This window comes from Planomicrobium sp. CPCC 101110, assembly GCF_007859395.1.
Taxonomy (GTDB): domain Bacteria; phylum Bacillota; class Bacilli; order Bacillales_A; family Planococcaceae; genus Planococcus.
The window spans coordinates 199,778-212,367 of record NZ_VOHD01000003.1; the positions used below are offsets into that span (position 1 = coordinate 199,778).

11 protein-coding genes and 1 riboswitch are annotated in these 12,590 nt (G+C 46.3%); of the genes, 9 read left to right on the top strand and 2 right to left on the bottom strand.

From position 1 onward, the window contains the following. Window positions 1–15 precede the first annotated feature (15 nt). Window positions 16–411: a GNAT family N-acetyltransferase gene (locus tag FQV30_RS01195; protein ID WP_146498322.1), complete on the bottom strand. Its 396-nt coding sequence runs from the start codon at window positions 409–411 to the stop codon at window positions 16–18. A 325-nt stretch (window positions 412–736) separates the two neighbouring features. Continuing rightward, window positions 737–2,203 (bottom strand): murein hydrolase activator EnvC family protein, encoded by a 1,467-nt coding sequence (locus FQV30_RS01200; protein WP_146499531.1) that lies wholly within the window; start codon window positions 2,201–2,203, stop codon window positions 737–739. A gap of 429 nt (window positions 2,204–2,632) precedes the next feature. Here FQV30_RS01200 and FQV30_RS01205 point away from each other — a divergent pair, with 429 nt between their 5' ends. The 9 genes from FQV30_RS01205 to FQV30_RS01245 all read left to right on the top strand — a co-directional run bounded on the left by FQV30_RS01205 (window position 2,633) and on the right by FQV30_RS01245 (window position 11,888). After that, on the top strand, window positions 2,633–3,325 hold the full coding sequence (locus tag FQV30_RS01205) for a YflT domain-containing protein (RefSeq protein WP_146498323.1): 693 nt from the start codon (window positions 2,633–2,635) through the stop codon (window positions 3,323–3,325). A 152-nt stretch (window positions 3,326–3,477) separates the two neighbouring features. After that, on the top strand, window positions 3,478–3,663 hold the full coding sequence (locus tag FQV30_RS01210) for a DUF3934 domain-containing protein (protein WP_146498324.1): 186 nt from the start codon (window positions 3,478–3,480) through the stop codon (window positions 3,661–3,663). 233 nt (window positions 3,664–3,896) lie between these two features. Beyond that, window positions 3,897–4,847 (top strand): DMT family transporter, encoded by a 951-nt coding sequence (locus FQV30_RS01215; RefSeq protein WP_146498325.1) that lies wholly within the window; start codon window positions 3,897–3,899, stop codon window positions 4,845–4,847. A gap of 212 nt (window positions 4,848–5,059) precedes the next feature. Continuing rightward, window positions 5,060–5,839, top strand: coding sequence for a PAS domain S-box protein (locus FQV30_RS01220; RefSeq protein WP_146498326.1), 780 nt, complete (start codon window positions 5,060–5,062; stop codon window positions 5,837–5,839). A gap of 291 nt (window positions 5,840–6,130) precedes the next feature. Then, on the top strand, window positions 6,131–7,402 hold the full coding sequence (locus tag FQV30_RS01225; protein ID WP_146498327.1) for an Nramp family divalent metal transporter: 1,272 nt from the start codon (window positions 6,131–6,133) through the stop codon (window positions 7,400–7,402). A gap of 177 nt (window positions 7,403–7,579) precedes the next feature. After that, a riboswitch (cobalamin riboswitch) is annotated at window positions 7,580–7,756 on the top strand. Between the two features lie 151 nt (window positions 7,757–7,907). After that, complete coding sequence (locus FQV30_RS01230) at window positions 7,908–8,108, top strand: hypothetical protein (protein ID WP_146498328.1); 201 nt, start codon at window positions 7,908–7,910, stop codon at window positions 8,106–8,108. A 1-nt stretch (window position 8,109) separates the two neighbouring features. Further along, window positions 8,110–10,392 (top strand): ribonucleoside-diphosphate reductase subunit alpha, encoded by a 2,283-nt coding sequence (locus tag FQV30_RS01235; RefSeq protein ID WP_146498329.1) that lies wholly within the window; start codon window positions 8,110–8,112, stop codon window positions 10,390–10,392. Window positions 10,393–10,405: 13 nt separating this feature from the next. Continuing rightward, entirely contained in the window at window positions 10,406–11,452 is a 1,047-nt protein-coding gene (locus FQV30_RS01240) for a ribonucleotide-diphosphate reductase subunit beta (protein ID WP_146498330.1), read from the top strand. Next, window positions 11,433–11,888 (top strand): flavodoxin domain-containing protein, encoded by a 456-nt coding sequence (locus FQV30_RS01245; protein WP_146498331.1) that lies wholly within the window; start codon window positions 11,433–11,435, stop codon window positions 11,886–11,888. Before FQV30_RS01240 ends, FQV30_RS01245 begins: the two co-directional genes overlap by 20 nt. The last annotated feature ends 702 nt before the right edge of the window (window positions 11,889–12,590 follow it).

Consider the following 12,590-nt stretch of genomic DNA (forward strand, 5'->3'; position numbering starts at 1 on the left):
TGGATTCGCCTTTTTCTATGAGATGTATTTGGTGGATGGCCGGTAAGATGCTTCAGTGTCCGTTGGCTTGTTGGAACATTTATCTAAAAATCTTTGCGTTTCTCGAGTGCCGCGCATTTCCAGCGGCTGAAGGATTTCCTGGAGCTTGTAGACCATCCGGTGGCCGATTCCTTCGCGCCGGAAGGAAGGGCATAACGACAAGTGGTGGACAGTGAAATGGTCGTCTGCAACTTCCACACCGATCAATCCGACAAAATCATCCCCTTCTTTCCATAGAAAAAGCTGCCATTTCGGATTTTCTTGGTAAACTTGCATTGTTTTCCGCAATTTCTTTATATCACGTTCTTCAGGCATGAAAGCCAACATTCCCATGGCGATTTTTTCACAAGATTTCTTGTATCTGAATAGCATAGTGCATTCCTCTTTCCCTTTATTGATCTCTACTGTAAAGCGCAAAGAAGTTTGAGGCAAAGAACCGATTTATTGGATAGCAAGTAAAGTTGTTTTTCCAAAGAAGCAAAAAGCCGAAAAGAGACCCTAGCGTCGGGATTCTTTCCGGCTCTGTCGACAGCGCTATGGTCTGCAACAATTAACCAATGAAATATGGACAGGCAACAGGTTGCCTTTTTCAATTAAGTTTATTTTAATCATTTTCAGTTGAAATGTACAGAAAATACTCGCATTTGAAGCGAACGAAAAAGCACCCGGCATCTTTCAGGATGCCGGGTGCTGAATATTACAATGAAACGTACGCTGCAGGGTTGACTGCATTCGAGCGAGATCCGTTCCATGGTCCTACATGAATTTCAAAGTGCAAGTGAGATCCGAACGAGCGTCCAGTATTCCCCATACCGCCAACACGCTGTCCTTGGGAAACGGCTTGGCCTTTAGAGACGTCGATGGAGTTCAAATGCGCATAAACAGTTGCGTGCGTTTGTCCGTTGATTGAATGCGTAAGGATAACCACGTTTCCGTAGCCGCCCATCGTTCCTGCAAATGACACGTAACCGCTGGCAGCTGCTCTGATGTTTGTGCCGATGCCGTTCGCAATATCAACGCCTTGGTGGAACTCAGGGCCAGCCCCGATATCGCGCCAGCCGAACTTGGAAGTGAAACGTCCAACGGCCGGTGTGATAAACCCAGAACTGCTTGCTGCTGGAGCAGAGGCAACTGAATTGCTCGCAGTTGATGTTTTCGGTGCTGAAGTTGTTGCCGCTTTGCTGGCTGCGTCAGCTTTCTTTTTAGCCGCAGCCGCACGTTCTTGGGCCGCTTTTCTTTCAGCTGCATTTTTTGCAGCTGCTACTTCAGCCGCTGCTTGTCTTTCAGCTTCAGCACGTGCTGCTGCTGCACGTTCTTGGGCCGCTTTTCTTTCAGCAGCCAATTTGCGCTGGCGTTCTTCTTCCGCTTTACGCGCTATTTCCGCAAGGCGTTCTTGTTCTTGTTCAATTTCTTTCGCAAGTTTTGAACTGATTTCAATGGATTCATTGCGCTGCTCCACCAAGCTGTCTTTTTCTTTTTCTAAACGTTGTTGTTCGGCTTGCAATTCTTTAACAAGTCCAGCTTGTTCTTTTTTCTGGCTGTCCAATGATGCTTTAAGTCCGACAAGCTCGGCTCGGCGCTCTTCTTGCTGGGCAAGCTTTGTTTCAACTTCCGCTTTTTGTTCTGCCAGCAATTTTTTGTCTTCCGCTTGTTCGCGCATGATTTCACGGTCAGCTTCGATCAAGGTATTAACAGCTGACATACGGTCGATGAAATCAACAAAGTCATTTGCACCAAGAAGCACGTCGATATAGTCAACTGAACCGCCGCTTAACTGGATTGCACGAGCACGTTCTTGAAGCAACTCTTCACGCTCCGCAATTTTGCGTTCCAGTTCTTCGATCGATTTTCTCAGTTCATCGATTTCCGCTTTTGTCAGGTCGATTTTGTTTTGTACATCACTGATCTTTGTTTCTGTGTCACGGATTTTTGTGTTCAGCTTATCGATTTTTTTTGCTAATGTCTCGAGCTTGGATTCGTTTTCGTTCATTTTTTCTGTTTTTTCACTAATGCCGGAGTTTAACTGGCCCTGTTGTTGTTTAGCTTCTTGCTGTTGTTGTTTCAACTCGTCTAACTTACCGGCGTTTGCTGCTGTAGGCAAGAAAATAGTCAATGCCAACACAGAAGATATACCGGATAATAACCATTTCGATTTCAATTTCAAGTTCATTTTCCCCTTTCAAATCTGCTTGCTTCTATCTAATGTATATATTCTCTATATCTGATAGAGAAAATCTAAATAAGTCATACTCCATTATGAAATTCCCAATAATTACCAAAAGTAATTATATTAAGAAATCTTTTCCTTTTAAAGCCACAAGTAGTATTATAACAGCTTAAACGTTTACTTTTATTACAATTAGATATCAATTTGGATTCAATCCCAAGAGAGCACCTGATCGAAGAGATTCTTCTTCTCCTATTTATGTCTCTTAATACCTATTTAAGAGGTTTAGCAGATCAAATAATTTACAAAAATACTTTTCCAGGCAAACAGAATACTACAAAGACGTCGTGTTTAATTTGTAATACAAAGGGGAAAACAGTTCAAAACTATGCATTGGAAAAATCCGATTCTTAGGAGGCGTTAAGGATGTCACAAAAAAGAGTAGTGGGTGCCTTTAATACCGAGAACGAAGCGATCAATGCGATAGAAGATCTGAAAAGGCAAGGTTACGACTCTGAAGATATTTCAGTAATCAGCAAAGATAAACGGGAAACTGAAACGGTGGCAGGCGAAACCGATACGAATTTTGTGGAAGGGGCTGCGACCGGAGCCACGGCAGGCGGAGCGCTTGGAGGATTAGGCGGCGTTTTGGCTGGTATGGGAGCCCTTGCAATCCCGGGAATCGGTCCGATAGTCGCTGCGGGTCCGATAGCCGCCGGTTTGATGGGAGCGGCAGCCGGGGCCGGTGCTGGAGGATTGGCTGGAGCCTTGATTGGCATGGGAGTCCCGGATGATGAAGCCGATGAGTACGGCCGGCATTTTGATGAAGGCCGGATTTTAGTATTGGCGGAAGAGCGTGGAAATTCACTTGGCGGCCGGAATGACAGCGAAGATTTCCGTAGGGACGCACACGGCGACAACGACAGGGATGCAGCAGGGACAGGGTTATTCGGCGGACGTGACCGCGACGCTGAAGGCAGCGGCTTGTTCGGAAGGAATGACCGTGATTCGACAGGTCCGGATGCCATTATTGAAAATGATCTCCACGGTAACAGGCGGGACACAAGCCTTGGAAGCGACACCGATGAAATCAGAAAAAGAGGGCCAGCAGGCTTATAATAGGAGGAAACTGAAGCCATTCTTTTCGCGGGATGGCTTTTTGCGAGGGATAACACTCCCTTTATTGTAAAATACCCTATCTCTAAAGGCACCGGTTATGATAAAGTAGGTTTTCATGCGATCAAGTCAGGAAAGTATCGGAGTGATAAAAAATGCCGAAAAAAAAGAAAAGCGGAATCGGCCAAGGAACGGGTAAAAAAGGCTGGAACCGGTGGAAAGCCGGCGCCAATAAAGCCAAAAGCGCCAAACCTTATACAAGTAAAGGCGGTAAACGGCCGGAAGAGCCAAAAGGCAACGAAACTGCCAAAGAAAAAGCCACTGAATGGGTGGACGGCTGAACAGCGGTGCCTTGCCATATGTTTCAAACAGCATTTCATCCTGGGAAACAGGATAGAAATGCTGTTTTCTTTGCTGGGCTAATCAAGCCGGCGCCGCCGTTGGATTAGGTTTTGTATTTTTTTGCGGTGGTATTGTAAACTATTATTTCAAATTTGCTGGACAAAAGCGTATTAGCACTGGTTGCCGATGCGCTTATTATAATTCGGCTGGCCGAAAAGAGAGCGGGGGTAGGATGAGCCATTTCAGATTGTATATGATTTTGGTCATGGTCATGTTTATATGGGGGATGAATCTTCCTGCCTTGAAATACTTGACTGTTCAAATGGGGCCGGTGACCATGACGTCGCTTCGAATTTTTCTCGCCGGCTTCACCGTTTTCATCATTATACGTGTGATGGGCATTGCCAGAATGCCGGCAAAGAAAGAATGGGCTTATATAGCAGGAGGTTCCTTGCTGAATGTAGTCATCCACCACTCCTTCATTTCTATTGGACTGGCGCTCACTTCAGGGACAAACGCCAGCCTGATTCTTGGCACAGGGCCTATTATGACCGCGATATTCAGCTTGCTGCTATTGAAATTGAGTCCATCCAAATGGCAATGGCTCGGTTTTGTTTTAGGCGTTCTGGGCGTGTTAGCCACTATACTAGCCGGAGGAAAAGGGCTTAGCGATATCTCGATAGGCGATGGATATGTGTTGTTGGCGATCATCAGCCAGGTCTTGAGTTTTGTCATTATTACGAAAGCAGCAAAAACACTGGATCCGCGTTTGCTGACTGCTTACATGCTGGTGTTCGGTTCAATTGGCTTGTTTGTGATTGGTCTGTTTCTGGAGCCCGGGCAATGGAAGATGTTCGGCGGGATGAATACCACATTTTGGGTGCTTATAGTAGCTTCCGGCGTCTTGGCCACAGGAGTGGGCCATATGAGTTACAACTATTCAGTAGGGGAAGTCGGACCGCCAAAGGCAGCCATTTTCATGAATTTGAACACATTGTTCGCTTTGTTGGGATCTGTGATTTTCCTGGGAGAAACCATAAACCAGAATCATTTGGTCGGGCTTCTCCTCGTGGTCGGCGGCGTGCTTTTCGGTTCGGGTACAGCAGAAGACTGGTGGAAACGAAAAGTCGAGGCTGCGGAGGACAGGCAAAAAGAAGAGAAAGCCGGAAGGGCCAAAAGCTGATGCTTTCTTTTGGGTTCGGTGGACGTATGGAACCGCAAATTCCGGTACGCTCTTTTTCAGCCGGAAAAGTTTGAAGGTGTAAAAAGACCCGCCGATTTTAGCGGGTTTTTTCGTTTTGAAATATGCTAAATTTTTTGAAAAAGGTGTAATTTATTTATAATTAGGTGTATCCTTGTAAAAAAAAGGATTGTTCAAGAGGAGTGGAGCAACTGATGCAACAACCTTCATCCGATAAAAACTTGGCCGCCACTGAAAAAGAAGAGATATACCGCCAGATTATTGAATATTCATATGAACCGACAATCATTCATTCAAATTACAAAGTGTTGTATATAAACAAAGCGGGAGCCGAGTTTCTTAAAGCCGATAAAAATGCCATTATCGGAGCCAGCATCGTAGAAATTTTTACAGAAGAATACCGCGACTTGATTACTGAACGTGTACGGGCTGGAACGGAAGAACGGAAAATCGGGGAATTGATGGAAACGGCCGTCCGACGGTTTGATGGGGCGGTTTCTATTGTGGAGTTGTACAGCCACCCGGTCACTTTCGGGGAAACTGAAGCCATCCACTCGGTTATCCGCGACCTTACAAGCCATAAACGGATGGAACGGGACTTGATGGAATTGAAAAATGAAATTGCTACGCCAATCGTGCCTGTATCCAAAGGAATTGCTGTATTGCCTCTGGTAGGGTCCATGGACGGGGACCGCTGCAAGCAATTGTTGGACATCGTTCCATTGAAAGTCCAGGGGCATCAGCTGCAATTTTTAATCATCGATGTTTCAGGGATCTACTCGATTGATGGAATCGTGATCGATTATCTCTATAAGATCAATGCGGTGCTGAAAATGCTTGGAATTTCGCCCGTCTTTACCGGACTTCGGCCGGAACTTGCGCTGAAAGCTGTAGAAGTTTGCCCGAATATCAATGCACTCACAACTATGGCTACGGTTGAGCAGGCATTAAGAAAGCTGGCTTCACCAAAATGACGGCAATTCCACGAACCTTTCAAAGGCAGACGGAGCTTTATCCGCAGATAGAAATACGCTCCGGCAAATGAAACCTATCCCTATTCAAAAGGATTAGGTTTTTTTAGAAGGCAAATTGCTTGAGGGCAAAATTTATTCGACCGAGCATAGCGGAATCGGGCGGCTTCACAGCCTGCGAACCAAGCATTGATGATGCGCTTGCAACTCAATCACATGAATTCTGGCATAGTATCCGCAAGAAGTTCAGTCTCCAACTGCCTTTAAATAAAATTTATGCAGGGAGGGCTTTGGATGGAGATAGTCCGGAACACTGAAAAAACGGCACCTGCCGTACCGAAAACATGGAAAGAGAAGGCCAAATTAGTCGGGCCGGGATTTGTGACGGCTGCGACGGGAGTGGGGACCGGAGATCTGATAGCGGCACTTGTTGCCGGTGCCGCTTTTGGCACGACATTGGGTTGGGCTATACTGCTCGGTTCATTGTTCAAGTTCTATTTTACGGAAGGCATGGGACGCTGGCAGCTTGCCACAGGGAAGACTATACTGGAAGGCTGGCATTCGCTCGGAAAATGGGCAACCGGTTATTTCGGAATCTATACCATCATTTGGGGCTTCAGTTATGGAGCTGCGGCCATGTCGACAAGCGCCATTATGATGGTGACCATGTTCCCAGTCCTTCCTTTATGGGCTTGGGCGGTCATTCATGGTTTGGCCGGACTTGCCTTAGTGTTGTTTGGGCATTATCAGTTGTTTGAAAAAGTGATGACGCTTATGATCGGCCTCATGTTCATCACGGTTGTCGGATCCGCCATAATCCTTCTTCCCGATATCGGAAACATCTTGAGCGGTTTTGTGCCGCGGACCGGAGGCAGTTCTTTGCTGCTTGTTTTAGGCTTGCTCGGCGGAGTGGGAGGCACGATTACAATGGCTTCATATGGCTACTGGATCCGTGAAAAAAACTGGGCGGGAAAATCCTGGATTCCCATGATGAGGATGGATTCTGCTGTCGGTTACATCATTACTGCAATCTTCACCTTATCCCTATTGATCATTGGAGCGGAATTCTTATACGGCACAGGCATCGAAATCAATGGAGAAGAAGGGTTAGTGACTTTGTCCGACTTGTATAGTGCGGAATTCGGTTCGACTGCACGCTGGCTTTTTTTGATCGGGGCTTGGGCTGCGGCTTTCTCCTCGCTGCTTGGTGTTTGGAATGGCGTCCCCTATCTGTTTGCGGACTTTGTCCGGATGATGAGCAAAAAAGGGGCGGATTCTGATCGGCGGATATCTAAAGAAGATCCGGCTTATCGAATTTACCTTCTTTGGCTGACATTCCCGCCGATGCTTCTGCTGTTTTTCGGCCGCCCTGTGCTTCTTGTCATCTTGTACGGCGCACTTGGTGCTCTGTTCATGCCTTTCCTGGCAATCAGCCTGATATTGCTGCTCAATTCTAAGCGGGTTGATAAAGGATTCAGGAACGGCTGGATCACCAATACCGTTCTGACAGCATGTATCGTGGTATTCGTTGTTCTTGGTGCGATTGAATTGATTGAACTGCTTTAGATTGATAGAATAGAAGACAAACAGCGAAGCCGGAAAAGTCCTGAAAGCTGATAAAAAAGCTTTCGGGACTTTTTTGAATTTTTGATTTTACTTTCGCTGCTTGTAAAAGAAAAAGATCTGGTTTATAGTTTAGAAATACAGTATTTAGTGAATTGTATAAGTGCAGACACTATATATAGTGAAACCAATAGTATTGGTGCCCAAAAGGCTTGATAGGGAATCCGTGGATACCGGAGCTGTACCCGCAACTGTAAGTGCTGACAAAGCTGTCATGATCTACTGCCCAAAAGATGGGAAGGAGATGGCGATGGAAGATGCACGAGCCAGGAGACCTGCCAGTATTATCAGTTAACAATCTTCTCCGGGAGCTGGGAAGTATAACAAAGATACTCTATGTGGAACCGCCGATTCGGCTGGTTTCCGCTGGATTATTCTGCGTTTGCACCTTGATCCCCCCGCGGGGGACTAAGGTGTTTTTTCTCGGAGGAAATGGGCGGCAAAAACAATGATGAAAGAGCGGGTACATGCAAATTTTTCCAGGACCATCCAGACGCGGTTTATCCGGCCGCCTGACACTAAACTTATGGACATGATTTTCAGCGGAGCCATCCCTGAAACCGAACATGAAAAACAATTGTTTAAAAGCGCTGAACAGCGCAAGGAACAACAAATAAAACTTAACGAATTTGCGAAGGAGCTGGCTTGATATGAATTTGAAAACAGAGACGGAAATGGATACGGTAATAAAAGCGCTCGACCGGGCTGCGGAAATACATAAACTTGATGCGGCGCCATTGCGTGCCCAAATTGAAGGATTGGATCAACCGGCAAGAACGGAACAGTCCATGCTATATGCTTTGAACCGGATTTCAATGGCAGAGCCGAACTGGACATTTGTTGCAGCGGAACTGTACTTGGACGGCTTGTACCAAAAAGCGGCAAAGAGCCGGAACTATGACGCTTCCAATAAATACGGCAGCTTTTTCGAATTGGTTGAAGAATTATCGCGCATCGGCATTTATTCCGGAGATCTGCTTACAGCTTATTCAAAGGAAGAAATGGATGAGCTTGAAGCTGAAATCAGCCCGGAACGGGATTTGCTGTTCAACTATATCGGCCTGTTCCTATTGGCGGACCGCTATTTAGCGAAAGATTATGAAGGAAACTTGTATGAATTGCCTCAGGAGCGCTTTTTGGTCATTGCCATGACGCTTATGCAAAAAGAACCGAAAGAACAGCGCCTTGCTCTTGTAAAAGAAGCTTACTGGGCAATGAGCAATTTATATATGACAGTGGCAACACCGACTTTGTCGAATGCCGGCAAAAGCTTCGGCCAGCTTTCTTCCTGCTTTATCGATACAGTGGATGACTCGTTGGACGGCATTTACTTGAACAACTGGGATATCGCGCGTCTCAGCAAAGACGGCGGCGGCATCGGTGTCTATTATGGAAAAGTGCGGGCGCTTGGATCTGATATCAAGAAGTTCAAAGGCAATTCTTCAGGCGTCATCCCGTGGATCCGCCTTGTCAATGATACGGCAGTCAGCGTTGACCAGCTTGGACAGCGCCAAGGGGCGGTAGCCATCTACTTGGATGTGTTCCACAAAGACATCATGAACGGATTCTTGGACTTGAAAACCAATAACGGGGACGAGCGCCGAAAAGCGCATGATATTTTCACGGGCGTCTCGATTCCGGATTTGTTCATGGAAAAACTGGGCGAAACTGACGAAAATGGCCGCAGCATCGGAGAATGGCATACATTCTGCCCGCATCAAGTGAAAACGATCATGGGCTGGAAAGACGAGTCTGGCGTAGCGTTAGGGTTGGAAGATTTCTATGACGAGAAGGATATCAAGCATTTCACTGAGAAATACGAAGAAGCGGCTAACCATCCGTTATTGCCAAGAAAAACCTACCGGGCAATGGATATCATGGCACGCATCATGGTATCGCAGCTTGAAACCGGCACACCATACATGTTCTACCGCGATGAAGTGAATCGCCAAAACCCGAACAAGCATTTGAACGGCAAAGGCCGCACATCGATTTTCTGCAGCAACTTGTGCACCGAGATCATGCAGAACATGTCAGCTACCACTATCACGAAAGAATACACTGACGAAGAAGGCAATCTAGTGATGATCCGCAAACCGGGCGATTTCGTCGTTTGCAACTTGTCATCAATCAACCTTCCGCGTGCTGTAAAAGCGGAAGTGCTGGATCGATTGATCCCGATCCAAATGCGCATGCTTGATAACGTTATTGATTTGAATACGATTTCCGTAGGGCAAGCTGACGCCACGAATAAGAAATACCGGGCTGTAGGCCTTGGGACATTCGGCTGGCATCACCTGCTTGCGCTGGAAGGCATCCACTGGGAAACAGAAAAAGCCGTGGAATTCGCGGACAAGTTATATGAAGAGATTGCCTACCATACTATCCGTTCATCAATGGAATTGGCTGAAGAAAAAGGCGCTTACCGCGAATTTAGCAATTCAGAATGGGCAACCGGGGAATACTTCGAGCGCAAAGGCTACGATAGTGAACGCTGGACGGACTTGAAAAAAGAAGTGGCAGCAAAAGGCGTGCGCAACGGCTGGATGATGGCAGTAGCACCGAACTCTTCGACAGCGAAAATCGGCGGCTCGACAGACGGCATTGATCCGTTGTACGCAGTTGAATTCGCAGAGGAAAAGAAAAACTTCAAATTCAAAGTGACTGCGCCGGATCTTGACCACAACACGTACGACTATTACCGCCGCTCGCGCCATGTTCTTGACCAGAACTGGAGCATCCGCCAGAACGCTGCACGCCAGCGCCATATCGACCAGGCGATAAGCTTCAACTTCTATGTGCCGCACACCATCAAAGCAAAAGACTTGCTGACTTTGCATTTTGAAGCGTGGGAGCAAGGATTGAAAACGACATATTATGTGCGCAGCACATCGCAGGCGGAAATTGAAGAATGCGAAGCTTGCCAAAGCTAAAGGAGGAATACCAATGTCGATACACGCGCCATTAAAAAAAATCAAACTGCTCAATCCTGAGCAGCCAAATAAATCCACCGGCATCTTGAACGGGGAATCTTCCGGACTTTTGAACTGGAACGATATTGCTTATCCACAAATGTACGATTTGTACCAAACGCTGTTGTCGAATTTCTGGAAAGCCCAGGAAATCAATATGCAAGACGACATCAAGCAATGGGATTCATTGACGGACGTGGAAAAAGACGTTTTCCTGCGCATCAATACCCAGCTTGCATCACTCGACAGCTTGCAGACGCCGACGATGAGCCAAGCAATGGACTATGTTACGGATTCGAGCTTCAAAGCGATTTTTGCGGTTGTATCTCAGCAGGAGGCAGTTCATAACGAATCGTACTCCTACATTCTGAGTTCACTCGTTTCAATAAGCGAACAAAATGCCCGTTTCAATCAGGCGAAGAGCGATCCAATTGTCCAGAAAAGGAACAACCTGATCTTGGATGCCTATGAAGAGTTCCGTCAAAATCCGACGCCTCAGACATTATTCCGCTTGAGCGTCAATTCGATCAATCTTGAAGGCATTTATTTTTACGCGGGATTCGCCTTTTTCTACCACTTGGCGCGCCAGCAAAAGATGCTGAAGACAAGCACGATGATCAGCTATATCCAGCGCGACGAAATGCAGCACGCTTATTTCATTTCACAGTTCATCCGCATCATGCTGACGGAAAATCCTGAGCTGAATACGGAAGAGAACATCCAATATGTGTACGATGCCATCAATCAGGCGGTTCAGTTGGAGAAGGAATGGGCGCAATACATTCTGGCGGATATCCAAGGGCTCGATCTGGAAGAGTTTGAGGGCTATGTGGAATACTTGGCCAACAAACGCTTGCGCCAGCTTGGATTGGACAATTTATATGAAGAGCGCAACAACCCGATGCCTTGGATCCAGGTGTTCGGCGACGACATGATGAACGACACGAAATCGGACTTTTTTGAGCAGAAGTCTAGAACTTATTCAAAAGTGTCGCAATCAAATGGCTTCGACGAACTGTAAGAAAAAACTGGCGATTGTCTATGCATCAGTTACCGGAAACACGGAAGCGGTCGCCGCTATCTTAAAGGAAGCCGCTCAGGCCGAGCCGATTGAAACGTCGGTTTGGCGGGTGGAAGACTTTCCCTTGGAAGAGTTGTTGCGGTATGATGCCGTTTTAGTCGGCACTTATACATGGGGCAGCGGGGAGATTCCAAGAGAAATGCGCGGGTTGTTCGAAGCCTTTGAAAACTTAGGGCAGAAACAGCTGGTGACGGCAATATTTGGCACGGGCGACAGTTTTTTCGCTGAATTTTGCGGAGCTGTCGACCGTTTCAGGGATATGCTATATGTGCATACGGATTTAGCTGCGACGCTGAAAGTGGAGCTAATGCCGCAAGAAAAAGACTATGCTCGCTGTGAAAAACTGATTTCCAGCATCACGGCCAGGCTTTCTTGATGCTTTCTCTTCCGATTTCAAGTTTGTTAAAGGGTTTTCCAGACAGCGAAAAGGCTGTCTGGGCTGAGTACAGTTAGAGCAATAGCGACAATTCCGAATTTGACAATAAGTTGTTAGGGCACCGAAGAGGCAGGCCGGCTGAAAATCAGCTGGCCTCCCTTTTTTTGTTCGCTTCATATGGATGGAGTTCTTATAACAAGCCGAATCCCCCGCAAGAAAGTTTAAAAGTAAATAAATAGGGGAATCTTATAAGTAGCTCCGATAGTTATCGAATTTTTGCCAAGAAAACCTTTTTGTAGAAGAAAATAGTCCAAAAGATTTTACTTTTTAAAAAATCGGTAGTAGGCTATGTGTAATCGGAAAACGATAGTGTTTTCGATTTGGATCAGAACTAAAGGTAATTGCATTTTCAAAAATAGATAATCGAATCATTTGGTCGAATGTTGCAGACAATAGTGCTGTGGACAGCGCCGAAGAGAATTTAAAATTCTTTTCGGCGTTTTTTTGTTGATTTCTAACCGAATAAAGGAGCTGAGTAGAACAAATGACAGTTTTATAGACTACAACAAGAGAAGCATTCACCTATAGAAATTTGCAGGGGGTCGTTGTGGTTTTCTAAAAACACTTGCCTCAGGACTTGAGTTCACGATCTGCTCCAAATACGTGGAGCTGGATAAATGGACAGGACATACAGTTAACGAA

Excerpts from the sequence above, each read along its gene's own strand:
- FQV30_RS01195 (WP_146498322.1), bottom strand. The coding sequence starts at position 411 with ATGCTATTCAGATACAAGAAATCTTGTGAAAAAATCGCCATGGGAATG.
- FQV30_RS01205 (WP_146498323.1), top strand. The coding sequence starts at position 2,633 with ATGTCACAAAAAAGAGTAGTGGGTGCCTTTAATACCGAGAACGAAGCG.
- FQV30_RS01210 (WP_146498324.1), top strand. The coding sequence starts at position 3,478 with ATGCCGAAAAAAAAGAAAAGCGGAATCGGCCAAGGAACGGGTAAAAAA.
- FQV30_RS01215 (WP_146498325.1), top strand. The coding sequence starts at position 3,897 with ATGAGCCATTTCAGATTGTATATGATTTTGGTCATGGTCATGTTTATA.
- FQV30_RS01220 (WP_146498326.1), top strand. The coding sequence starts at position 5,060 with ATGCAACAACCTTCATCCGATAAAAACTTGGCCGCCACTGAAAAAGAA.
- FQV30_RS01225 (WP_146498327.1), top strand. The coding sequence starts at position 6,131 with ATGGAGATAGTCCGGAACACTGAAAAAACGGCACCTGCCGTACCGAAA.
- FQV30_RS01230 (WP_146498328.1), top strand. The coding sequence starts at position 7,908 with ATGATGAAAGAGCGGGTACATGCAAATTTTTCCAGGACCATCCAGACG.
- FQV30_RS01235 (WP_146498329.1), top strand. The coding sequence starts at position 8,110 with ATGAATTTGAAAACAGAGACGGAAATGGATACGGTAATAAAAGCGCTC.
- FQV30_RS01240 (WP_146498330.1), top strand. The coding sequence starts at position 10,406 with ATGTCGATACACGCGCCATTAAAAAAAATCAAACTGCTCAATCCTGAG.
- FQV30_RS01245 (WP_146498331.1), top strand. The coding sequence starts at position 11,433 with ATGGCTTCGACGAACTGTAAGAAAAAACTGGCGATTGTCTATGCATCA.